Origin of the sequence: Planotetraspora thailandica (genome assembly GCF_016863335.1) — a bacterium.
In the GTDB taxonomy this organism is placed as follows: Bacteria; Actinomycetota; Actinomycetes; order Streptosporangiales; family Streptosporangiaceae; genus Planotetraspora; species Planotetraspora thailandica.
This window is the reverse complement of record NZ_BOOR01000021.1, coordinates 198,611-221,322: the sequence shown is the minus strand read 5'-3', so window position 1 is coordinate 221,322 and position 22,712 is coordinate 198,611. Positions and strand designations below refer to the sequence as shown.

General features: G+C 67.6%; 23 protein-coding genes, 1 tRNA gene and 1 pseudogene. 9 read left to right on the top strand and 16 right to left on the bottom strand.

Annotation, left to right across the window (positions count from 1 at the left end):
* Window positions 1–19: 19 nt before the first annotated feature.
* A complete protein-coding gene (gene sigJ / locus Pth03_RS16300; protein ID WP_203945099.1) occupies window positions 20–910 on the bottom strand; it encodes an RNA polymerase sigma factor SigJ in 891 nt (296 codons plus the stop codon).
* A gap of 421 nt (window positions 911–1,331) precedes the next feature.
* Between sigJ and Pth03_RS16295 the strand changes: the two are divergent.
* A pseudogene (locus tag Pth03_RS16295) lies at window positions 1,332–1,466 on the top strand (transposase); the annotation flags it as partial.
* Window positions 1,467–1,534: 68 nt separating this feature from the next.
* A complete protein-coding gene (locus tag Pth03_RS16290) occupies window positions 1,535–2,740 on the top strand; it encodes an MFS transporter (protein ID WP_203945098.1) in 1,206 nt (401 codons plus the stop codon).
* Between the two features lie 306 nt (window positions 2,741–3,046).
* Here Pth03_RS16290 and Pth03_RS16285 read toward each other — a convergent pair whose 3' ends face one another.
* Window positions 3,047–3,697: an alpha/beta fold hydrolase gene (locus Pth03_RS16285; RefSeq protein WP_203945097.1), complete on the bottom strand. Its 651-nt coding sequence runs from the start codon at window positions 3,695–3,697 to the stop codon at window positions 3,047–3,049.
* A 703-nt stretch (window positions 3,698–4,400) separates the two neighbouring features.
* On the opposite strand from Pth03_RS16285, the gene Pth03_RS16280 reads away from it, so the two are divergent.
* The 3 genes from Pth03_RS16280 to Pth03_RS16270 all read left to right on the top strand — a co-directional run bounded on the left by Pth03_RS16280 (window position 4,401) and on the right by Pth03_RS16270 (window position 7,688).
* Window positions 4,401–4,625, top strand: coding sequence for a hypothetical protein (locus Pth03_RS16280; protein ID WP_203945096.1), 225 nt, complete (start codon window positions 4,401–4,403; stop codon window positions 4,623–4,625).
* 895 nt (window positions 4,626–5,520) lie between these two features.
* A complete protein-coding gene (locus tag Pth03_RS16275; protein WP_203945095.1) occupies window positions 5,521–7,002 on the top strand; it encodes a carboxylesterase/lipase family protein in 1,482 nt (493 codons plus the stop codon).
* 92 nt (window positions 7,003–7,094) lie between these two features.
* Window positions 7,095–7,688, top strand: a complete 594-nt coding sequence (locus Pth03_RS16270; RefSeq protein WP_203945094.1) for a hypothetical protein — start codon at window positions 7,095–7,097, stop codon at window positions 7,686–7,688.
* Between the two features lie 648 nt (window positions 7,689–8,336).
* Here Pth03_RS16270 and Pth03_RS16265 read toward each other — a convergent pair.
* Window positions 8,337–8,681 carry a DUF6247 family protein gene (locus Pth03_RS16265; protein WP_203945093.1) on the bottom strand — a complete coding sequence of 115 codons (345 nt, stop codon included), beginning with the start codon at window positions 8,679–8,681 and terminating at the stop codon, window positions 8,337–8,339.
* A 569-nt stretch (window positions 8,682–9,250) separates the two neighbouring features.
* Window positions 9,251–9,628 carry a hypothetical protein gene (locus tag Pth03_RS16260; protein WP_203945092.1) on the bottom strand — a complete coding sequence of 126 codons (378 nt, stop codon included), beginning with the start codon at window positions 9,626–9,628 and terminating at the stop codon, window positions 9,251–9,253.
* Between the two features lie 158 nt (window positions 9,629–9,786).
* On the opposite strand from Pth03_RS16260, the gene Pth03_RS16255 reads away from it, so the two are divergent.
* Window positions 9,787–10,314 carry an SMI1/KNR4 family protein gene (locus Pth03_RS16255; protein ID WP_203945091.1) on the top strand — a complete coding sequence of 176 codons (528 nt, stop codon included), beginning with the start codon at window positions 9,787–9,789 and terminating at the stop codon, window positions 10,312–10,314.
* A 495-nt stretch (window positions 10,315–10,809) separates the two neighbouring features.
* Here Pth03_RS16255 and Pth03_RS16250 read toward each other — a convergent pair whose 3' ends face one another.
* Window positions 10,810–11,160, bottom strand: coding sequence for a hypothetical protein (locus Pth03_RS16250; RefSeq protein WP_203945090.1), 351 nt, complete (start codon window positions 11,158–11,160; stop codon window positions 10,810–10,812).
* 327 nt (window positions 11,161–11,487) lie between these two features.
* On the opposite strand from Pth03_RS16250, the gene Pth03_RS42515 reads away from it, so the two are divergent.
* A complete protein-coding gene (locus tag Pth03_RS42515) occupies window positions 11,488–12,105 on the top strand; it encodes a tyrosine-type recombinase/integrase (protein WP_373318547.1) in 618 nt (205 codons plus the stop codon).
* On the opposite strand, the gene Pth03_RS16240 is transcribed toward Pth03_RS42515, so the two are convergent.
* The 7 genes from Pth03_RS16240 to Pth03_RS16210 form a co-directional block, all read right to left on the bottom strand.
* A tRNA-Val gene (locus Pth03_RS16240) sits at window positions 12,076–12,150 on the bottom strand. The genes Pth03_RS42515 and Pth03_RS16240 overlap by 30 nt on opposite strands.
* Window positions 12,151–12,165: 15 nt before the next feature.
* Window positions 12,166–13,137 carry an ROK family protein gene (locus Pth03_RS16235; RefSeq protein ID WP_203945088.1) on the bottom strand — a complete coding sequence of 324 codons (972 nt, stop codon included), beginning with the start codon at window positions 13,135–13,137 and terminating at the stop codon, window positions 12,166–12,168.
* Window positions 13,134–13,463 carry a hypothetical protein gene (locus tag Pth03_RS16230; RefSeq protein ID WP_203945087.1) on the bottom strand — a complete coding sequence of 110 codons (330 nt, stop codon included), beginning with the start codon at window positions 13,461–13,463 and terminating at the stop codon, window positions 13,134–13,136. The genes Pth03_RS16235 and Pth03_RS16230 overlap by 4 nt, the downstream gene beginning before the upstream one ends.
* Window positions 13,464–13,550: 87 nt before the next feature.
* Window positions 13,551–14,000: a peroxiredoxin gene (locus tag Pth03_RS16225; protein WP_203945086.1), complete on the bottom strand. Its 450-nt coding sequence runs from the start codon at window positions 13,998–14,000 to the stop codon at window positions 13,551–13,553.
* A gap of 71 nt (window positions 14,001–14,071) precedes the next feature.
* Window positions 14,072–14,500 carry a DUF3052 domain-containing protein gene (locus Pth03_RS16220; protein ID WP_203945085.1) on the bottom strand — a complete coding sequence of 143 codons (429 nt, stop codon included), beginning with the start codon at window positions 14,498–14,500 and terminating at the stop codon, window positions 14,072–14,074.
* A 138-nt stretch (window positions 14,501–14,638) separates the two neighbouring features.
* On the bottom strand, window positions 14,639–15,046 hold the full coding sequence (locus tag Pth03_RS16215) for a YjbQ family protein (RefSeq protein WP_203945084.1): 408 nt from the start codon (window positions 15,044–15,046) through the stop codon (window positions 14,639–14,641).
* A gap of 9 nt (window positions 15,047–15,055) precedes the next feature.
* Entirely contained in the window at window positions 15,056–15,250 is a 195-nt protein-coding gene (locus Pth03_RS16210) for a DUF1918 domain-containing protein (protein WP_203945083.1), read from the bottom strand.
* 630 nt (window positions 15,251–15,880) lie between these two features.
* Here Pth03_RS16210 and aceE point away from each other — a divergent pair.
* Window positions 15,881–18,628, top strand: a complete 2,748-nt coding sequence (gene aceE, locus Pth03_RS16205; RefSeq protein WP_373318546.1) for a pyruvate dehydrogenase (acetyl-transferring), homodimeric type — start codon at window positions 15,881–15,883, stop codon at window positions 18,626–18,628.
* A gap of 233 nt (window positions 18,629–18,861) precedes the next feature.
* Here the strand turns inward: aceE and Pth03_RS16200 are convergent, their stop codons facing one another.
* The 4 genes from Pth03_RS16200 to Pth03_RS16185 form a co-directional block, all read right to left on the bottom strand.
* Entirely contained in the window at window positions 18,862–19,248 is a 387-nt protein-coding gene (locus Pth03_RS16200; RefSeq protein WP_203945082.1) for a VOC family protein, read from the bottom strand.
* Window positions 19,249–19,395: 147 nt separating this feature from the next.
* Window positions 19,396–20,106 (bottom strand): helix-turn-helix transcriptional regulator, encoded by a 711-nt coding sequence (locus Pth03_RS16195; protein WP_203945081.1) that lies wholly within the window; start codon window positions 20,104–20,106, stop codon window positions 19,396–19,398.
* A 56-nt stretch (window positions 20,107–20,162) separates the two neighbouring features.
* Window positions 20,163–20,621 (bottom strand): helix-turn-helix transcriptional regulator, encoded by a 459-nt coding sequence (locus tag Pth03_RS16190; RefSeq protein WP_203945080.1) that lies wholly within the window; start codon window positions 20,619–20,621, stop codon window positions 20,163–20,165.
* A 115-nt stretch (window positions 20,622–20,736) separates the two neighbouring features.
* A complete protein-coding gene (locus tag Pth03_RS16185; protein ID WP_203945079.1) occupies window positions 20,737–21,750 on the bottom strand; it encodes a PHP domain-containing protein in 1,014 nt (337 codons plus the stop codon).
* Between the two features lie 151 nt (window positions 21,751–21,901).
* Here Pth03_RS16185 and Pth03_RS41485 point away from each other — a divergent pair, with 151 nt between their 5' ends.
* Window positions 21,902–22,711, top strand: a complete 810-nt coding sequence (locus Pth03_RS41485; protein WP_239119082.1) for a hypothetical protein — start codon at window positions 21,902–21,904, stop codon at window positions 22,709–22,711.
* Window position 22,712: the final 1 nt, after the last annotated feature.

Sequence of the window (22,712 nt, the reverse complement as noted above, 5' to 3'; positions counted from 1 at the left end):
CCCCTCCGGGTGTGACAGCTCAGATGTGCACGAGTTTGTCCGGATTGATGACCCTGCGGTACGCGGTGATCAGACCGTCTGCGATCTGGACCGTGTCGACGGAGTAGACCCGGCCTTCCCGGTGGAACACGAGGGCGAGCTCGCCGCCGACCTCGGCGAAGTCGATGCGGTCCGGGTGCCACTGGCGCCCCACACGCACCATGACCTCGGCGACGCGCTCACCGCCGTGGATGACCTTGCGTGCCGCGGAGACCTTGCCGCCGCCATCGGTGACGTAGACGGCGTCCGGGTGCAGGAGCCTGACCAGGCCGGCCAGGTCCCCGGCCTCGTAGGCGGCGCGGAAGGCCATCAGGACACGTTCACGCTCCGCCTTCGACGCCTGCGGCGTGGACTGCTTCGCTTTGGTGACCCGCCGTCGTGCCCGCGAGGCGAGCTGCCGGGCACCCGGCACGGAGACGTCCAGCACTTCGGCGATCCGGCCGAACTCAAGACCGAAGACATCGTGCAGGACGAAGGCCACCCGCTCCGGCGGGCTCAGCTCTTCCATGATCAGCAGCATCGCCGAACCGACGGACTCGTCGACGAGTACCGGCTGCGACGCGTCCGGCCCTGTCAGCAGCGGCTCCGGCAGCCACGGTCCGACATAGGTCTCCCAGCGGAAACGGGCACTCTTGAGAATGTCGTACGACCGTCGCGCGGCCACCGTCACCAGCCAGGCCCGCAGATCACCGATGTCCTGCAGATCCGCTCCGGCCGCCCGCAGCCACACGTCCTGGGTCACATCCTCGGCATCGGCCACACTCCCCAGCAGCCGGTAGGCCACACCGAAAACCGCGGGCCGGTGCCCCTCCCATTCGGCTCCGAGCGGGTCCTCCTGCTCAGACCGTCCGAACCCGAGCCCGTCACCCATACAGATCGCTTCCTCCCCCAGCTTGCGGATTTAGCGTAACTATCCGAACTCGGGATCTTCGACGACAGCTCCGCCGAAGTTGGCCAGCGTGGTACTTGCCGTAATTGGTGCTGGTCTGCGAGTTGAGGCGGCGCTAGCCTCGTCCACTGTCATTCGCACAGAAAGCCCCGAGGACGATCACCTGTCGCACGACTAGGTCTTGTCCACCCCGTATGCCGTCGGCCCAACCGCGAAGCGGCAGCAGGCCGACGACGGAGGCGCAAGCCCGGCTTGACGTCTCCCTGCGCCTGCGCACCTTCACGGGACAGTCCTTAGTGAGTATTTGAGAAGGGCGAGTAACGATCTGGGCACTTGGTCGTCGTGCCGGGCTTCTGTCGGGTGATCATGGCGTGGTGTCGCGGATCGCCGCTATCCCTCCGACCTGACCGATGCCCAGTGGGCGCTGATCGAGCCGCTGTTACCCGCGCCGGACCGCGGCGCCCGGCCTGAGAAACACCCTCGCCGCGACATCGCGGACGCCATCTTGTACACACCTGAGGTGTGGCGGGCCCTGCCAACCCATATCACCGCGATCAACCGGTAGACGCGGTTCGGCCCAAGAAAGTTTCGGGAGCATCCCAGTCCATGACCGATACGTTCACGACGAAGGCCACCTATGGCCAGGTCTTCGCGGTCACACAGTTCCGCGCCCTATTCGCAGGTCGGCTGCTTGGCGTTATGTCGGACACGCTGCGGTCGGTCGCGCTGGCGGTGCTGGTGTTCAGCCAGACCAACTCTCCGTTGTTGACGGCGGTGGCGTTCACGATCGGCTTCCTCCCCCAAGCCGCAGGCGGCCTGTTTCTTGCCGCGATGGCGGACCGGTTCTCGCCGCGGACCCTCATCACCACGGGCTACGCACTCCAGTGCGCGGTCGGGCTGCTGCTCGCGTTCGGACACCTCCCGGTCGCGGTCAGCCTGCTCCTCGTCGCGGCCGTGGCCTGCCTGACACCGGTCATCACCGGGGCTGCGGGCCGAGTCCTGGCGGAGGTCCTCACCGGCGATACTTACGTGCTTGGGCGTTCACTGAACTACCTCGTCGCGGTTGCGGCGCAGTTGGTGGGCATGGCTGCTGGTGGGGCGCTGATCGCGTGGCTGGGCGTGGAGCGGACGATGCTGGTCACCGCAGGGGCGCACCTGCTCGCGTCGGTGATCAGCCGCCTGTTCCTGTCGCGCACCGAGGTGGTCCGCGCGGGCGGGTCGATCGTGCGTAAGACCTTGCAAGGTAACGCCGCGCTCATCGCCGCCCCCGGGGTCATCAAGCTGATCATGGTCCAGTGCCTGCCCGCCGCGTACTTGGCCGCAGCAGGAAGCCTGCTCATCCCGTATTCCGCGCAGCGTGCGTTCAGCCCAACGGAGACCGGCCTCCTATTGGCAGCCACGTCAGTCGGCATGCTCATCGGCGACGTCGTGGTTGGGCGAGCGTTCGCGCCTGCCACCCGAGAACAACTCGTCCTGCCGTTGCTGCTGGTCATGGGCACGCCCCCGATCGCGCTCATTCTGGACCTGCCACATCCGGCGATCGCCGCGGTGTACGTGATCACCGGCGTGGGATCCGCCTATCTGCTCGGCCTGCAGCGACGCTTCCTGGAGGCGGTCCCGTCCGACCTCCAGGGACAGGGTTTCGCGCTGCTCAACACCACCACCATGACCATCCAGGGGATCGGCCCCCTAGTCTTCGGCGTGTTCGCGGAATTCCTCACGGCCGGCCTCGCGATCGCCCTGACCGGGGTGAGCAGCGTGATCACCACACTCCTCCTGCGCGACGCGATCCGCCCACGCACGTCCGGCTGACCCCGGGGCCACCCCACACGCAGGGCCGGCCTCCGGGGAGGATTGTGACGGTAGGGCTGAAGGAGTGCCGTTTCCACAGCTCAGCGCATCGGCCCCTGGTTAGGTACATCCGACAGAATGTGAGATCTGTCCGGCCAGGCCTGGTTGCTGGCGGATAGTGCCAATGGCTGTCCCCAGGTTCCTCAACCCCGGAGTTCGCGCCGCCCGGGGACATCCACACGGTGCACAACACCAGCTCGGAGGTAGGGGCGTCGCTGCACGTGTACGGGGCGAACGTGAGCGGCTGGGCAGCAGCGTGCGCCGCGTCTACGACCTGCCCGCCAAGTACCCCTCCAGCCGGTCGGCCAGCTCACCGGGCCGGGCCAGCATGGGCGCGTGCCCGCCGTCGATCTCGTCGGGCGTGATGCCCAGCCGGTCGCGCACGACTCCGCGCATGAAGCCCGGCGTGAAGAACGGGTCGTCACGGCATAGCAGGAACCGGGTCGGCACCTCCGGCCAGGCGTCCAGCGGCCACGGCTCCGCGAAGGCCTTGTCCGCGTGGTCCCGACTCTTCGACAGAAGCTCCTCCGCCAGCTCCCTGGGCACGTCGTGCAGGAACAGCGCGACGGGATCGCTCATGTCTTTGCCCTCGAAACCCGTGTTGGCCCACCAGTCGGACGGCGGCTCGCCCGGCGCCGGAATCATGGCCGACACCAACACCAGCAGCTCGGCCGGCACCCGGGCGCAGACGAGCGGGCCGACGAAGCCGCCCCACGAGTGCGCCACCACGACCAGGTCGCGGCGGTCGCCGACGGCCTCGGCCACGGCGTCGGCATAGTCGAGCAGCCCGGCGGACTCGTCCTCGATCGGCAGGTCCACGGCCACCACGTCATGCCCTCGGCCGCGCAACTCGGCCGCCAGCAGGTGCCAGTCCCAGGCGGAGCCGCCGCCACCGTGAATCAGGGCGAATGTCGCCATCGCGCGTACCCCCAGGTCGTCAGACTGCCCGCTACGTTAACCGCACGCTCCGACAATTCCCCGATGAGTTCCGGCCGCGGGACGGCCTGTCTCTACGCAACTTGTCATCGAAGGAGCGAGTCATGCAGCCGACCACTGAGCTGGACGCGGCCGGTGAGCAGGGAGGAAAAGGCCGCTCCTTCAGCCCTACCGCCAAAATCCGTACCGATCCTGGCCGCGCCATGCGGTCATGGCCCGCGGCCGTCCCCGGCGAGGAGTTTCACCCCGACCCGCCGCCGCGGCTTCTGGCGCTACGACATCGAGACGCACCACGTCGCCTCGTGGCTGCCGATCCTGCGTGAGCTAGTACCGCACGGCCTCAGGCACGGGCACAAGACGTGGCTGGTGGAAGACGACATCCCCGAGGTGGCGTCGGAAGAGCGGCTCGGGCACGAGTTCCCGGGCATCATTGGGCACGTACTCGCACACCTCGGAGGAGATGATCCGCCGGATCGTCGACTGCCTCCAAAAGCGGTGGGAGAACTCGCTTCGCAAGCGCGCAGTCATGGGAGACGGGCGGTCTCCCGTGCCCCTGCTGGACGGGTTGCTGGCCCCGTGGCGGAGCCAAGAGCGCTACTTACGGGGCGCTGACCTGCGGGTCTACCTAGCCGGCCCCTCCCCCACTGACCAGCTTGACGCGACCTAACGGCACGCTAATGGCACGGTGATCATGCTCTTCGCCCACCTCACCAGCGCTTCGGATCACTATCTGGAGTCGCGGCTTGCCGTCGAATGGCACGGCAATGGCACGGTATTCAAGACGCGATCCGCGACGGTGCATTCCTCCCCCGCTGATCGTCCGTCTGCCTCGATTCACCGCCGCAAGACGGCAGCGGTTCAGCTTGCCCAGAGGGCCATCGGATTAGAAGTGGGTCGTTCTTACCGCTGATCACATGTGCCGTCACCTGGTCGTCGAGCCATCGACGCAAGGCAGACAAACAAGATCATCCCGCCTATATCCCGCATCCCTGATGCGCTACCTTGCTGACGTGTCGAGTAGCGAGCGCCATCTGTCAGCCGAGGAACAAGCCGTCATCCTGGCACTCCTTGCGCAAGGTTTCCCCGGCGCGGACGCACTTCGGGCTCAGGTTCCTTCGGCAGTCGTCAGCGGACAATGCGGATGTGGATGCGCGACCGTGGATCTACGCGCGGGAAAAGGACCTCGCGCACTCGCTTCACCGGTGCAGAACGGCGTGCTGATCTCCGCCGATGTCCATGGGCGCAGCGATGGCGTCCTGCTATTCGTCGAAGATGGCCATCTCTCGTGTCTTGAGGTCTACTCCGTTGAGGACGAACCCTCCCCGCTTCCACGGCCTGAGGATCTCATCGTCGAGGCACCTGGCTCCTGGCTGAAGTGACCTGCCCGCGGGGAGCCCACCCGAAGATCAACCTACGAACCCCGCGGATTAAAAGATCGATCTTGCACTGTTCCGGACGGTTCAATGCAGGTCAGCGCGTATGCGCGATCCATCCTGAACGGCTCTGGATCCCCCTGCACTGCAACGCAAACTGCAACCTGTCATGAGCGACCGTGGTGGCCTCTAGTCACCATGGCTAATGGCACGCTAATGGCGCGACGATGAAGTGGGTCGGTTCGCTCCGGCCGACTCGTACGACGGGGGGTGTAGTCGCGGGGACATCAGTGAGACGACGCGAAACAGCGGGAGGATCGAAACGCTGTCTCCATGCGAATAAGGTTCCCATTGCTGATCTTGGCCGCCGCCGTAGCCTTGCTGCCAGGGACAACGCATGCGCAGGCGTCGGGTGATCCCCAAAGGGCCACCGTGCATACCACCGAGGGCATCCTGGGGGGTGTCGTCACCTCAGACGTCCGGACCTTCTCCGGCATCCCCTACGCTGCGCCGCCGACCGGCGCGCGGCGCTGGCAACCCCCGGGCCGCGCTCCGGTGTGGACGGGGGTGCGCGACGCCACCAAACCCGGCAGCCCCTGTCCCCAACTCGACGGCAGCACCCCCGGCCAGCCACCCAAGGTGGTCGGTAACGAGAACTGCCTCTTCCTCAACGTCACCACGCCCGCTGCGCGCTCCTCCGGGCCGCTTCCCGTCATGGTCTGGATCCACGGCGGAGGGTTCGTGCAGGGCGCGGGCAGCGACTACGACCCGATCCGACTGACCACGCAGGGGAAGGTCATCACGGTGACCCTCAACTACCGGCTGGGAGCTCTGGGCTATCTGGCCCATCCCGACCTGCGCGACCCGTACGCGGGCAACTACGCGCTTGCGGACCAGCAGGCCGCGCTGCGCTGGGTGAAGAGCAACATCGCGGCCTTCGGCGGTGACCCCGCCAACGTCACGATCTTCGGCGAGTCGGCCGGCGGCTTCAGCGTGTGCGCCCATCTCGAAGCGCCGGGCTCACGAGGGCTGTTCCAGAAGGCGATCGTGCAGAGCGGTCCCTGCGGCAACGATTTCGTCACCCTCAAGGAGGCCCGGGCACGGGCCACGAAGATCGCCTCCGACCTCGGGTGTACGACGCAGGTGCTGGCCTGCCTGCGGGCAAAGCCCGTGATGGATCTGCTGCCCATTGGCTCCGACCGGGTCTTCACCGCGACCGCCCGCATCGGCGACATGCCCTGGATCTTCACCACGGGCACGCCCGTGCTTCCGCTGCAGCCGCTTGACGCGCTGCGCCGCGCGCGCACCGCGCGGGTGCCGCTGATCCAGGGCGGCACCCATGATGAAATGCGTCCCTTCGTCGCCGTGCAGTTCGACGCACAGGGTCTGCCCGTAACGGCGCAGCAGTACCCGCAGATCCTCGTCGACCTCATGGGCGACGACGCCAGAGCCGTGCTCGATCGCTATCCGCTCGGCCGCTTCGCCACGCCCAGCCTGGCGCTGGCCACCGTCCTGAGCGACTGGGGCCGTAAGCTCGGCGCCTGCTCCCAGCTTCCGGCCGCCGAGGCGGCGGCCCGCCATATGCCGGTATACGAATTCGAGTTCGCCGAAGACTCTGGACAGCAGATCGTCGGCCTCCCGCTCGGCGCCGCGCATGGCACCGACGTGCCCTACCTCCTGGACGGCCTAGGCGCGCCGCCCACCACCCCTGCGAAGCAGGAGCTGTCACGCGGCGTGATCGCCTACTGGACGCGCTTCGCCGCGACCGGCGACCCCAACGGTCCCGGGCTGCCGCGTTGGCCGGCCTATCGCTCCGGTGGCGGCGCCACGCTCTCGCTCGCTTCCGGGCCGGACGGCATCCGGCCGGTGGACCTCGCCACCGAGCATGACTGCGCCTTCTGGAACGGCAACTGAACCGTCACCTCCCCCCACGGCACGCCCGGCTGACGGTTCGGTTGGCCGGGTGTGGCCCAGCGAATCTGGCAATCAACTCAGAGGGAGTTCCAGTGGACAGGGGACAAGGCGCGCAGGCATCCCACGGCAGGTCGAGGCCGCCTGACGCGCGCGGGACGGTCGGAGCGCGGCAGCTCCGCGGGCGGCCCGGGACTCTGCTGTCCCCGCCGTGGCGCAAGGCCCTGCGCACCTTGCATGTGATCAGTTCGGTGGGGCTGCTGGGCGCCGACTCCGCCATCCTCGCTCTCGTCATCGCCGGGTGGCAGGGAGCCGACCCTGTGATCATCTATCCGGCGGCGCACCTGCTGGGCCTGGCGCTCATCATCCCCCTGGCGCTGCTCTCACTCACCACCGGCCTTGCGCTGGGCCTGCTCACTCCGTGGGGGGTGCTGCGCCACTGGTGGGTGCTCCTCAAGTTCCTGCTCACCGCCGGCGGCACCCTCCTGGCCCTGTTCGTCCTTGTGCCCACCCTCGAAGACGCTGCCGCCACGGCGCTCGCCGGTCGAGCTCTCGCTGACCCGTTCGCGCTGGTCAAGGACTCCGGGGGTGCGTGCGGCGTGCTGATCGTGACCGTCGTGCTCAGCTCCTACAAGCCGTTCGGCCAACTGCCCTGGATGCTCGTCCGGAAGGCAAGACATCTGACGTAAGCGCGACGCGATCTTGCGGCTTGGCGCCTTCTGCTGGACGAGTCGGAACAGGTGGACATGGTCCTCGGTGACGGCGCACTGACCGACCACATCTCACCCGTCCCCGCCCTCGGCGCGGGCGTCGGTTTCGTCCCACTGGGTGGCGTGCGCATGCGATGCGGCTATGGCCCGAGCTGCCGTCGGCCGGGACCGGCGCCCACGCCGCATGCCCGGCCGGCGAGCGGGCGACGGGCCGCTGTGCGGCGGCGCGCCGTGACGCCGCCTTGATCTTTATAAGCACAATTCAGCAGACAAGGTGTTGTCCTGGCCCGGGACATGCCTGACGTATGCAGTTGGAGTGCGTCAGTGTCGCCAGTGACACTCAGTACATGTCGTCGACGCGGCGGTGACCCAGCCCAGCCTCAGTATCAAGATCAGGCTAGATCCACTGCACGCGGACGATGTACACCTCGCGTTGAGGCTCCAGCACCAGATAGGTCACGAGCCCACGTTCTCCGAACGGCATGACCCGCATGCTGCCATCGGGCTTACTCGGCGCTTGCGGTCCGCCGGCCCACGGCTCCAACTCGATCAGAACCGCAGGGCATCCTCGGGGAGGGCCGCAATCTGTTCTTGGGCAACAGGATCGGGCTCAACGATCGAGTACACCTACCGCTCGACCCCGCGATCAGCGAGTAGTTGGCGCCACGTCTTGTCGCCTCGCGGGATCGACTGGCCGGCATCGCTCAGATCCTGGACACGAGCAGCCCGCTCGTAAAGATCTCTGCGGCCCTGCGGATCCTTGATCGAATCGCACGCGACCAGCCACCAGGTGTGGATGAACTCGTTCAGCCGGCCGAGGTCCAAACTGGCGCGGACCTCAGCCAAGACGACGTCCAAACCTGCGTCGAACCCATCTCGGTCCTGCGGCACGACCAGCGCTCGGCGGATGGCGCACAGGTTCTTCTCCGGCAGGGGGCCTTCGGGGGTGAACTCGTGTGGTTGCGCGCTCATGGCGTCAGTGTATGTACAGGTACTCAGCGCGGCCCAGCCAATCAGAGGACTTGAGCAGGCGATTCGGCTTGCCAACAAACGCGCGTCTCCCCAGGTGATCGCGCCCTCGCCACCTGCACCGTGTCGGGAGAGGTACGAGCAGCACGGCGTTGATCTATCAGCACAGCACACCGAGGCCAACCGCACGATCGCCAATGCGGAAAACGGCAAGATCCCAGAAGTGCTTCCGCCCGAGGCGAGTGGTGTCTGACCGAGATCATCCGCGCTGGCTAATGGCACGCTAATGACACGAGCCCCGTTTTCCCAGACGGGAGACGGGGCTCTTTTCGCAGGTGGGCGGTACTGGGTTCGAACCAGTGACCCCTCGCTTGTAAGTCAACACAGGAAGGGGCGGGATCAGCACGCACCCCGCCCTGACCTGGTCAGACAGTCCACTACCGTCTAGTGGCGTCCAGGCCCGTCCATGGCGATTGTCACTCGGATAGTCACTCAGTCAACTCCTCGCCAGTCTCAGTTCGTTAAGTCACTTCAACACCCATCCAAGTGCCATCGATCTGAAGGTTCGTGACTCACGGATCTTCTCCGTCGTTGTGCCAGACCACGCCGGTCCAGCGCTCGCCTGTGGCGAGGAAATGGTCGACGATCGATAGAACGTGATGCGCATTGACCGTGTCGCGGTCGTCGTACTCATCGACCTGGCCGTTGCTCAGGGTGTAGGTATCCGACGGAATCGGCGCAGCGGTGAGATCCACGGCGTGGTAGCCGGCGTCGCCTGCTTCCTCCAGGCGCAGGACCATGGCGCGCGTCTGGCCGAGCACGATGCCCAGCGCGGGGCCGTCGCGATGCTCCAGCCAGATCTCTCCTTGGCCGTGGCTGGTAGCAGCCTGGATAGCTCTGAACATAGTGTCGCGGCTCGGAGCTCGCACGGTGTCGGTTCCTGTGTGCATAACCCACATGCTGTTCCCCTCCCGCGCCTTTCGTGGACTGGCGCAATCATGGCGGGAAGCGACTTCGGCACCGCTATCGGGGTGCGCGCAGTCGGGTCCGAGACCCTAACCTCGGTCGGGTACGCGAGGTGATTGAACATCATGGATTGGCAGACACCATGCTGAGAGTCGAAGAGCTGGAGGCCACGCTTCCGTCGATGACGCAGTGGCGTGCGCTGGCGCGCCGTAGCGTGGACTGGGCGGCCCTTGAAGCGGACCTGGGTACGGCGCTGCCCTCCGACTACCGTTCCCTGGCGGAGGCGTACCCGCCGCTGGTTGTCGACGATTTCCTCTTCGTGTCCGTTCCGCGGCCAGGGGCCGAGGCGTCATGGGCGTCCGGGCGCCGGTACTCATCCGAGATCCTCCAGGATCTGTACGAGATGGGCGACACCGAGGGCTACGTTCCCTACCCGGAGCCGGGTGGCCTGTTGTGCTGGGCGGAGTCCAATGAGGGGGACGTCTTCTACTGGAAGATAAGCTTCCCCGACCCGGACGCCTGGCCGGTGGTCGTCCGCGGAGCCAACGGCGACTGGTCGGAGTTCCCGGTCGGCGCCGTGGAATTCCTGGCCTGCGTGTACCGGCGCACCATCGACGTACCGGGCATGCCCAGGAGCTTCCCGGGTGACGACCCGAAGGTGCTGGCCTGAGCGACCGGATCGACTGATCGGCTACAGCTCCGCAGGCACATGTGAACTGCGAATCGCTGAGAACCGGCCGTCGGCTCCGAACTCGATCCGCCCAGCCTCCTCCTGCACCTTCCAGGTACCGACGACAGCAGTACGCGAAGTGACAGTGGAAGAACGCACCTCCCGCCCTCTGATGGTGCTGATCGTCCAAATGACAGCTGCAGCCAGCACGACAACGGCTAACACGCCCATGCCCAAGCGCCGACGCGACCATCTTGGCTTTCGAGCAACACCACCCACATCCGCTTCCTCAACCACGCCCTGTCAGCTGGAGCCCAGGGCGCTGGAGACCCGCTCTGCAGCACGATCCCTGCGGACGTACACGCACCTCATGCCTTCCAGCGCGGACCGTATACGTGCGACCATCGAGAGCGCGTGGTCCAAGACGCCGGCGAGCGGCGCATAGTCAAGCCCCCGCCGTAGCGAGGGCCGACCTCATCGCGGCAGACCTGCCCCTTACCTGGGGAGGAAAGGGATCCCCCTGAGGGTAGGGACGCGCGGCGGCGTAAATGGAGCGGCCTGAATGGGTGTCGCGTTGAACGCGCTCGGCGCGCCGCCACCGTTCCGGAGGACGGCGTCCCCGATGAGACCGTTGAACTTGATTGGGCGGTCGGTCGTGTTCACCACCCACGATATGAGGTGGCCTCTCTCGCTCGTGTTTCGCTGCCGGTCGAAGTTCCTCTCCTCGTTAGGGGCGAACTGGGCGGCCCTGTTCATCGCATTCTCCGCGTGCGGGTTGACGTCGGCAGACGCGGCGGACTGTGCGGCAATCGACAGGAACGCCGCTGATAGGGCAATGGTGCCCATGCGCGTGATGTATCGCATCGCTGACCTTTCTTGACGTAGCTGGTTGCCTTATCAGCGATACCCCGCCCTTTGTGCCGAATGTTCCGACTCGCCCATATGTGGCCGCTTTTCTATTTCAAGATGACCATGAGTTGAGAATGTCCGATTTGTCGGGCGGTGAAGGTAAAGCCGCCGCGCCGGGACCACGCAGATGAAAGGGATCTGGCATGGCCGACAACTTGACCGATATCGCTGAGAACCGGCTGCTGGACTGGCTGAACCCGGACGTCGCAGCGCCTGCCCGGCCGGTGACGCCGCCCAAGTGCCGGCTGGTGGCGGCCAACGGATCTGACGCGGCCGCCGGCACGCGAGCTCGTCTTCGCGCCTCCAAAGGGCGGCAAGATCCGCGAGGTGCCGTTGCCGGAAACTGTCGCGCTAAGGCTCTCGGCTCACATCGCCGCGTTTCCGCCAGTAGAGATCAGGTTGCCTTGGAAAACGCCGGAAGCGCAGCAACACACGGCCCAGTTGGTCTTCACCACGCGCCGGCAAACGGTGATCGTCCGGCACGAGTTCAACCGCTTCGCCTGGAAGACAGCCCTAGCCAAGGTGGGAATCCAGATGACGCGAGAGAACGGCTTCCACATGCTGCGGCATCACTTTGCCTCGGTGCTCATGGAGGACGGGGTCTCCATCGAGGCTGTCGCTGAATTGCTCGGACGTACCGACCCCGGGTTCACTCTGCAGACGTACACGTCACACCGGAGTGATGCACTCGCTGAATGTGCTGGTCACGCGGGTGTGCGAGTCGCGGGGGCAAGACCGTCTACCGCAAGCAGATCCGTCCGGTGCTCATGCAGGGTGCCGAGACGATGGATGACCTCTTCTCCCGATAGTCACTCAGCCCGGGAAACAAGATCAGAAAAGGCGCGTTTTGCCTGGTGGGCGGTACTGGGTTCGAACCAGTGACCCCTCGCTTGTAAGGCGAGTGCTCTACCGCTGAGCTAACCGCCCGGACGGGACTACACCTTACGACACAGCGCCGCCTCGAAGCACATCGAGCGACCAGCCACGCCCCGCATCCGGCTCGCCCGTCGCTCGCCAGCCGAGAAGCGCCGCGCCGAGCATTCCCGCGCGCATCCCGAGCGCCGCCCGGCGCAGCGGCGGAGGCTCCCGGAACGCCAACCGCGCGGCCAGGCCCTCTTCCACCGGGCCGAACAACACGGGTCCCGCCTCGGCCAGCCCACCGCCCAGAACGATCAACGACGGGTCGAGCAGCAGCACATAGGACGCGAGCGAGATCGACAGCGCCTCGACGGCGTCGCCGAACACCTCACGGGCGTCCTGATCTCCGGCCTGGGCCAGCGACACGACGTCCTTCGCGGTGGCCGTGCGACCCGTCCGGGTCTCGAAGCGCCGCGCCACGGCCGAAGCGGAGGCGTAGGTCTCCAGGCAGCCGATCTGACCGCACGCGCACTTCTCCCCCGACGGCCACACGGGCGCGTGCCCGATCTCGCCGCCCCAGCCACGTGCCCCGCCGTACGGCTCGCCGTTGACGACCACCGCGCCGGCGATGCCGGTGCCGATGGGGAGGAACAGGAAGTCGTCGGCGTCGCGGCCCGCCCCGAGCACGCTCTCCGCAAGCCCCCCGGTCCGCACGTCGTGGCCGAGCATCGCCGGGATGCCGTCGGGCACGAACGCCGACACGGGGACGTCACGCCAGCCGATGTTGGCGGAGTAGACGGCCGTCGTATCCGTCACGAACCCCGGTACGGCCAGGCCGACGCCGGCGGGAGGGGTCCCGAACCGGGATGTGCCGAGATCGGCGAGTTCACCGGTGTAGGCGCGGACGGCGGCCACAACGGCGTCTGGGCCGTTCTCCCGCCCCGTGGGGCGGCCTTCGAGGGCGGTGACGCGCCCGTCGCGGGTGACCAGGCCGCCTTTCATGGCCGTGCCGCCCACGTCGAGCGCGACGACGTACCCCGGAAGATCTTCTCTCATGACCGTCCCAATACCCGCCCGAGCGCGGCCTCCACCTCGGCCGAGAGCGCGCCATCATCCTGCCCGCCGGAGCCGCCGCGCGTCGAGGTCTGCGCATCCGCTGAGCGGGCCGGCCGTACGGAATGACAGGCGCGGCACTCGACCTCGCCGAGGCGGCGGACAAGCGCCGTGGAGCCACAGGCGAGGCATGCGTCGAGGTCCAGGTCACGCGCGCGCTGGCAGTCCGGGCAGATCAGCACCTGCGTCTCGCCGCGGACGCCCCGCTTCCAGGGGCTCGCGCCACGGACAGGATCGACCTGGCGGGCCCCACACCGGTAGCAGGGCATGTTCGCCTCCCTACGACAGTCCAACGAAGCACCGATACAGCCTAGGAAATCGGGACAAATCCCTAAATACAAGGTCTAAATGCTCAGTCAGATGTCGTCGAGTGCCTTCTGATACGCGCCCGCGTCCCGCGCGGAGCCGATCTCGTTGACGATCTTCCAGCGGACGACGCCCTCGGCGTCGATGATGAAAGTCCCACGAAGAGCGACACCCTTTTCCTCGTCGAAGACGCCGTAGGCCCTGGCCACAGCCCCGTGTGGCCAGAAGTCCGACAGCAGAGAAAAGGTGTACCCCTCCTGGTCGGCCCAGACCCGATGACTGAACATCGAGTCGACCGAGACCGTCAGCACACGCACGTCGTCAGGAGCGGCGAACTCGTCCCGTATGGCGGTCAGCTCTCCCCCACAGATCCGGCTGAAGGCGAGCGGATAGAAGAGGAGCACGATTCTCCTGCCCCGAAGGCTGGAAAGCCTGACAGGAGTGCCGTGCTGATCGACGAGCTCGAAGTCCGGAGCCTTGTCGCCGACTTCCACCGCCATGAAACCGTCCTCCCGGCGTGGTGCCACATGCGCCTGCCGTACGGCGCGGCCGAGCCGTACGGCAGGATCGCTCAGCGGCGAGCCTTCGGAGCGACGAGGCGGGTGCCCGACCAGTCCCTGGCGGCGCTCACGCTGCTCGTCTGGGACAGTCCCGCGGTCGTCGCGTCCTCGCCGATGTCGCTGGGTTCGACGTGGCCTTCACGACCCGCCTTCGGGGTCAGCAGCCAGATCTGGCCACCGTCGGCGAGTGCGGTCATCGCGTCGCTGAGGGCGTCGAACAGATCGCCGTCGTCGTCACGCCACCACAGAAGCACGACGTCGACGACGTCCTCGTAGTCCTCATCGACCATCTCGTTGCCGGTCAGCTCCTCGATGGACTGGCGCAGTGCCTCGTCGCTGTCCTCATCCCAGCCGACTTCCTGCACCACCTGACCGGCCTTGAGGCCGAGTCTTTCGGCCAGGCCGCGCTCGTCCTGCGCCTGACCCGCGGTCGCGCTCACGTTCATCCCTCCTGCTTGGGTGACCCCGCTCTTGTATGCGGTTGTCCGGCTCCGGAGAGCCATGCTTCGGCACAGTCCACACGCTGTGACCCATCGTCGTCAACGGTCGCCACGGCCGGTGACCCGCACCGTTATCTGTTAATTGGACAAAAACGACAAATGAACACGCCTGTTTGGGTTGTCCACGTTGAGATCTACCAAGGCGACCGACTGCCACGCGCCCAGAGCGAGCCTGCCGCCGAGAACCGGGACCGACGCATAGGGCGGGATGAAGGCCGGCATCACATGAGATCGACCGTGTCCCCGGGAGCCGTGCGCGTGCCGCCACCGGTCGTCGGCGGGGAGCAGGTCGCCGAGCGCGGCCAGCAGATCCTCATCGCTGCCCGACCTCAGCTCGATGATCGCTATTCCAGCCGTGGCATGGGGCACGAACACGTGCAGCAGCCCGTCTCCTCCACACTCGCGGGCGAAATCTACGCATTCATCCGTGATGTCGTGGACGCGCTCCTGCGAGCCGGTCCGCACCTGGATCTCCCTCGATCTCACAGCGAGATACTACGGTCGCCCCTTACCTTGAATGATGATCGCGTCGGGGCCTGGGAAGACCAGCGCGCGATGCCCGTCCTCGAAGAGGACCATGAACGGCGGCTCGCCGCCCGCTCCGCGCACTTCGATGATCTCACCGCATTTGTCGTGCTCTCCCACGACGGCTCCGTGCACCACGAGCCTGTCGCCTACGGTTGCGTGCATCTCGATCCCCTCCCTCTCCCGAGCCTGATACGGCTATCGCCAGCTGGAAAGGGGAGAAACCCCACCCTCTAGAGAGGGAGGGACAACTCATACCAAAACGTTACACAGCGCACTTGTGAGCAGGCCACGACATGATCATGAGGCCCTAGGGCGCGTCGTCCGTCCGGCACTCCCGCACCGCCGCTCACTCCCGTCACACGGCGAGGCGCCCGCGACCCCGCGGCATGATCTCCCTAAGCTCGCAACCGTGGGCTCTCCCCTTGCCGGCGATCTCCGTGTAATGGATGAGGACGATCCCATTTAGAGGGAGAGCACCTGGGGGAAGAACCCCGTGGGGCCCGGTGCCCGTGGAACGGTCACGCCGGCCATCCGGAGACCGGACATCGCGGACGCGCACCCCCAGCGCAACCGAGAAGTGGGCGATTTGCAAAAATCGTCCTACCATCGGCGGTCTAAGCCATCCGTGCCCTGCTGCCAGCAGGGACATTTTGGTTACCGGGGAGTAGAGATGCGCTTTCCGGACCGAAGAGCAAGGATGGAAGTGACCAGAGGAGCGGCGATCCAGCAGGACGCACCCCCAGCAGGCAAGTGTTCAACAAGACCCAGTCCATTCTCGGAAGGCGAGACCCAGTGGCTTCCGGACGCCAGCGTTTCTCGATCATCAGTGACGGCCTACCCAGCCAGTTGCCTGATGTCGACCCGAGCGAGACCCAGGAATGGCTCGAATCGCTCGACAACGTCATCAAGACCGAGGGCCGCACACGTGCCCGCTATCTGATGCTCCGGCTGCTGGAGCGTGCTCGAGAGCACCAAGTCGGTGTTCCTGGCCTGCGTAGCACGGACTACATCAACACCATCCCCCCGGAGCGCGAGCCCTGGTTCCCGGGCGACGAATACGTCGAGCGCCGGATCCGCGCCTACATCCGGTGGAACGCCGCGGTCATGGTCAGCCGCGCCAACGCGCGGACCAACGTCGGCGGCCACATCGCCACCTACGCGTCAGCGGCCTCCCTCTACGAGGTCGGCTTCAACCACTTCTTCCGCGGCAAGGACCACGGCGAGTCGGGCGACCAGGTCTTCATCCAGGGCCACGCGGCGCCCGGCATCTATGCCCGCGCCTTCCTCGAGGGGCGGCTGACGGCCCCCCAGCTCGACGCGTTCCGCCAGGAGCTGTCCCACGGCTTCCAGGGACTGCCGTCCTACCCGCACCCGCGCCTGATGCCGGACTTCTGGGAGTTCCCCACGGTGTCCATGGGCCTCGGCCCCCTCGGCGCGATCTACCAGGCGCGGTTCAATCGCTACCTGCTGAGCCGCAAGATCAAGGACACCAGCCGCAGCCATGTCTGGTGCTTCCTCGGCGACGGCGAGATGGACGAGCCCGAGTCGCTCGGCCCGATCGGGGTCGCCGCTCGCGAGGAGCTCGACAACCTCACCTTCGTCATCAACTGCAACCTGCAGCGGCTCGACGGCCCGGTGCGCGGCAACGGCAAGATCATCCAAGAGCTGGAGTCGTACTTCCGCGGCGCCGGCTGGAACGTCATCAAGGTCGTCTGGGGCCGCGACTGGGACCCGCTGCTCGCGGCGGACGTCGACGGCGTGCTGGTCAACCAGATGAACACCACCCCTGACGGCCAGTTCCAGACCTACTCGGTCGAGTCGGGCGCCTACATCCGGGACAACTTCTTCGGTGGCGACCCCCGGCTGCGCAAGATGGTCGAGCACATGTCGGACGACGAGATCCGCAAGCTCTCCCGCGGCGGCCACGACTACCGCAAGGTCTACGCGGCCTTCAAGGCGGCCCGCGAGCACATCGGCCAGCCGACCGTCATCCTCGCCCAGACCATCAAGGGCTGGACCCTGGGCAAGGACTTCGAGGCGCGCAACGCCACCCACCAGATGAAGAAGATGAGCAAGGCCGAGCTCAAGGAGTTCCGCGACCGGCTCTATCTGCCCATCCCGGACAAGGACCTCGAAGGCGACCTGCCGCCGTACTACCACCCCGGCGAGGACAACGAAGAGATCGCCTACATGCGGGAGCGGCGCGCCGCCCTCGGCGGTGTCCTGCCCCGGCGCGTCGTACGGGCCAAGGCGCTCAAGCTGCCCGGAGACGACGTCTACAAGCAGCTGTCCAAGGGCTCGGGCAAGCAGAGCGTCGCCACCACGATGGCGTTCGTCCGCCTCCTCAAAGACCTCGTGCGCGACAAGGAGATCGGTTACCGGTTCGTGCCGGTCATCCCCGACGAGGCGCGCACGTTCGGCGTGGACGCGATGTTCCCGACCGCGAAGATCTACTCCCCGCACGGGCAGACCTACGAGGCGGTCGACCGCGACCTGCTGCTGTCCTACAAGGAGTCGACCGAGGGTCAGATCCTCCACGAGGGCATCAGCGAGGCCGGCTCGATGGGGTCGGTCATCGCGGCGGGCACCTCGTACGCCACGCACGGCGAGCACATGATCCCCGTCTACATCTTCTATTCGATGTTCGGGTTCCAGCGCACGGCCGACCAGATGTGGCAGCTCGGCGACCAGATGGGCCGCGGCTTCCTGCTCGGCGCCACGGCCGGCCGCACCACCCTGAACGGCGAGGGCCTCCAGCACGAGGACGGCCACACGCCGCTCATCGCCTCGACGAACCCGGCCGCCGTGTCGTACGACCCGGCCTGGGCGTTCGAGATCGGCCACATCGTCAAGGACGGCCTGCGCCGCATGTACGGCGAGGACCCCGAGAACGTCTTCTACTACCTGACGGTCTACAACGAGCCCTACCAGCAGCCGGCCGAGCCGGCCGGGCTCGACGTCGAGGGCGTGCTCAAGGGCCTGTACCTCTACGCGCCGGCGACCGGCGAGGGCCCCAAGGCGAACATCCTGGCCTCCGGCGTCGCCGGTCCGTGGGCCCTGGAGGCCCAGCGCATGCTCGCCGAGGACTGGGGCGTCTCCGCCTCCGTCTGGTCGGCCACGTCGTGGTCGGAACTGCGCCGCGACGCCCTCGCGGTCGAGGAGCACAACCTCCTCAACCCCGACGAGGAGCGGCGCGTGCCGTACGTGACGACCAAGCTGACCGGCGTGCCGGGGCCGTTCGTGGCCGTCAGCGACTACATGCGCGCGGTTCCCGACCAGATCGCGCAGTGGGTGCCCGGTGACTGGGCCTCGCTCGGCACCGACGGGTTCGGCCTGTCCGACACCCGTTCGGCGCTGCGCCGCCACTTCCACGTGGACGCGGCGTCGATCACCCTGGCCGTGCTGACCCAGCTGGTCAAGCGTGGCGAGGTGAAGCAGGAGGTCCTCCACGAGGCCGTCGCCCGCTACCACCTCAAGAACGGGGTGACCGAGGTCGCCTCGACTCCGGAGACCAACGACACCCAGTCGATGGGCGTCTGACCTCCTCCGAAGGTCTGCTCAGCAAGTACGGCTCCCGCCGCGGCGGGAGCCGTTTCTGTTGCGGCAGCACCCGTGAGGTCTCAGCGGCCAGGAACGAGGAAGGGCCGCCCGATCGCCCTCTCGGCCCGGAGGCTGGCGCCGGTGGGAAGCGCCGGAGGGGAAGCACGGGACCGGCGAGGTCCCGGCGGGCGATCGGGCGGCCCGGGATCGCTCGGGCAGGCCAGGCAGGGTGCCTAGTCGTCCGCCTCCGCGAAGATCCCGAAAAGGTTCCCCGAGGCGTCGCGGACGTAGGCGAAGTCGGGTCCGTAGGCGTTGCCCACGACCTTGCCCTCCACCGTGCCGCCCATGGCCTCGGCCTTTTCACATGTGGCGGCCACGTCGGCCACCAGCACGGTGAACACCGCATGCCCCGGCCGTTCACCGCCGGTGCCCGAAATGCCGCCACGGGGTCGGTCGTCACCGGGGAAGCTGATGAGCCGGTAGTCCATGCCCCCGTCGGCGGACTCCCCGTCGGCCTGAAACCGCCAGCCGAACAGCTCACCGTAGAAACGCTCGACGGCCGCCGGGTCGTCGCTCGCCACCTCGAACCACGCCACCGTGTTGACGGCCGGATCGCCCATCGCTCGCTCTCCTTGGTGTCACCTCGGATCGCGCACTTGGTGCCCGACCCCGTGTGGATCAAGCTTCGCGGGGTACGGCGACAACCCCCTGTCGGTGTTTCCGGCCGGGCTTTACCCGATTTTCCGCGCGGTCCTCGGCCCGGCGGCTCAGTCCAGCACCGGGTGGCGGACGACGACGTCGGGCATGTCCCTGTCGAACTCCGACAGAGGGCGGACCGGCGCCCGCTGCTCGGTGAGAACCGCGTCCTCGATGCGATCGAGCCGGAACAGGCGCACGGCGTTCCTGAGCCTGCACCAGCCGGTCAGATACCACGCGCCACCGCTGCCGCCGACGAACATGCCGGGCTCGACCTGGCGGATGGTCGTCGTGCCGGCGACGTCGGCGTAAGTGATCTCGACGACGACGCCCTTGAGCACGGCCTCTTCGATGACCCGCACGATGGGCCCCGGCTGGGGGGCGTCGTCACGCGAGGTCATGATCTGCACGCGGGTGGCGAGCTGCCGCGCGCGGTCCTCCTCGGGGCCGGGCATCGCGGCGACCAGCTTGCGCAGCGCGCTGCGCGCGTCGTCGGCGAAAGGCTGCCGGTCGGCGTCGCTGAGCGCGATGGCGACGGCCACGGCTTCGGCCGGCGTGAAGTTGAGCGGAGGAAGCGACATGCTCTTTTCGAGCGCATAGCCGCCTTTGCGTCCCACTTCGGCGTAGACGGGGACGCCGGCCTGTTGGAGTGCGGCGATGTCCCGCTCGATGGTCCGCGCGCTCACCTCGAAGCGGAGGGCGAGGGCCCGCGCGGACCTGCAGCGGGGTGCGATCGCGCGTAAGTCCTCGACGATCGCATAGAGCCGGTCGGTACGGTTCACGCGGAAGACCGTAGGCCACACCACCGACATTTACGGATCTGCGGAGTTCGAGGGCGTCAACCGCCGAGCACTCCCGTGAGGCCGGCGAGCCGGTGGCCCACGGGCTCGGGACAGCGCTCCCCCGTCACGTCCGCCGACACGATGCGGTCGAGGCGGAACACCCTCACGTCGTCACGCAGGCGGCACCACGCCACCAGGTACCAGTGGCCGCCCCTGCCGCCGAGGCAGACGCTGGGCTCGACCTCCCTGGAGGTCAGCTCGCCCCTGCCGTCGCCGTACTCGATCCGGAGGACGCGCCGTCCCAGCAGCGCCCGGTCGACCGACCGCTTGACCGACTCCAGCCCGCCGAGCACGTACCCGCCGGAGTCGAGACGGATCGGCACCCCCGCGTCTTTGAGCCAGGCGACGTCTCTGATGACGGTCCGCCGGCTCACGCCGAGGCGCGACGCGAGCTCACGGGCGGACAGCTGCCCGCGGGCGCGGAGCTCCTCCACCAGGGCGTCGCGGCGATCCATGATTCGAAACTACGCCGACGAGCACGGCATACCACCACGAAAACAGCTCACCCGGAGGCCACACCACCATCACCGCTGCGCTCGCCCGTCATCCACCCCCGTCATCCACCCCCCGTCATCCACCCCAGGGCCGCGCGTTGACGATGCGATCCGGTCCGATCCCGCACTGCACGGCTCGCACGCAACCGAACCGCTGCCAGTCGAGCTGGCCCGGGGCGTGCGCGTCGGAGTCGATGGAGAACGAGCAGCCCATCTCGTAGGCCAGCCGCAGGAGCCGCTTGGGCGGGTCGAGCCGGTCGGGCCGGGAGTTGATCTCGACGGCCACCCCGAACCTGCGGCACGCCTCGAACACGATCTCGGCGTCGAACGCCGACTCGGGGCGCAACCCTCCCCTGCGCCCGCCGGCTTTCACGATCCTGCCGGTGCAGTGGCCGAGCACGTCGACATGGGGATCGGCCACGGCCGTCACCATGCGCCGCGTCATGTCGGCGGCGTCCATCTTCAGCTGCGAGTGCACGCTCGCCACCACGACGTCGAGCCGTTCCAGCAGGCCGGGCTCCTGGTCGAGCGTGCCGTCCGGGTTGATGTCGACCTCGATCCCGGTGAGCACGCGGAACGCGGAACCCTCGGACGCGAAGCCGGCGTTGAGCTCCGCGACGACGTCGAGCTGCTCGCGCAGGCGGTCGGCCGACAGGCCACGCGCGACTGTGAGCCGCGGCGAGTGGTCGGTGAGCGCCAGGTAGTCGTGGCCGAGGGCACGGGCCGCCGCGGCCATCTCCTCGATCGGAGATCCACCGTCGGACCAGTCGGAATGACTGTGCAGGTCGCCCTTCAGCGCGGCGCGCAACGCCTCCGTGGCCTCGTCGAGGTCGACGTCTGCGGTGTCCTCGAGCCGCCGGAGATACGTGGGCACGTCGCCGTTCAGCGCCTCGGTGACGGCCAGGGCGGTCACCTTGCCGATGCCCTTCAGGTCGCCGAGACCGCCCGTGCGGGCCAGCCGGCGGAGCTCGTCGCCGGGCAGCGCCGCGATGGTGTCGGCCGCGCCGCGAAAGGCGCGGACACGGAAGGTGGGCTCGCCCGCCCGCTCCAGCAGGAAAGCGATCCTCTTCAGCGCCTCGACCGGATCCACACCGGCACGCTACCCGAGGCGACCGACACGGAAGCGCTCCCGCCTGTGGCCGCCCGAAGGCAACCATCACGGAACGTACGGGGAACCAAAGTATGATCTGTCCCGTTCGTCTGCCTGGCGGTACTGTTTCCCGAACTACCGCAGGAGCACGATGGCAGAGTCCGGGGAGAACCCCCCACGAGAACCGCAGCCGACGGCCCAGCGCCCGGAGGACGCCGACACGAGCGCGCCGGACCCCGAACCACAACCGTCGGACGGCGACGCTCCGCAGCCGGCGGACCCCGAAGTCTCGCAGCCGGAAGACGGCGCCGATCCTGCACAGAAGGGCGCAGAGCCCAAACCGGCCGAGCCCAAACCGGCCGACACCGAACCGGTGCCCGCCGACGCCGAGCCCGCCCAGCCGTCCGGCGCCGACGAGAACCCGGCCGCCGAGAGCTCCCCGGAATCCGGTACGAAACCCGCAGACGCCCCGCCGGCGGCCCCCGACCCGGCCGACCGCACCCACGACGGCACCCGACCGTCCACGAGCCCGCACGCCCGGCCTCGTGACCGCGCCGGGGCGCACGCCCAGGCCCGTATCGCGGAGGAGGCCAAACGGCGGCGCAGGCGCAAGGCGTCCACCGCCATCACGCTGGGCACACTCGGCGTGCTCTCCGTCATGGTCGTCGGATTCTGCGAAGCCCAGGACGACTACGAAAGGGTCGCGGCCGACTGCGTCGACATGTCCGATCCCCAGCCCGACGGGTCGTACCCGGTCGTCGACGACGACTACTGCGACGACGACCACGTCCACTATTACGGAAGCCGCGGCGCGTACGGGTGGTACTACGGCGGCGTCCGCAGCGGGAGGACGGTCTCGCTCGGGACGACGGTGAAACCGTCCGGGGCGGAGATCACCTCCCGCTCGGGCCGGGTCGTCCAGCGAGGGGGCTTCGGCTTCCACTACGGCGGTGGCAGCTGAC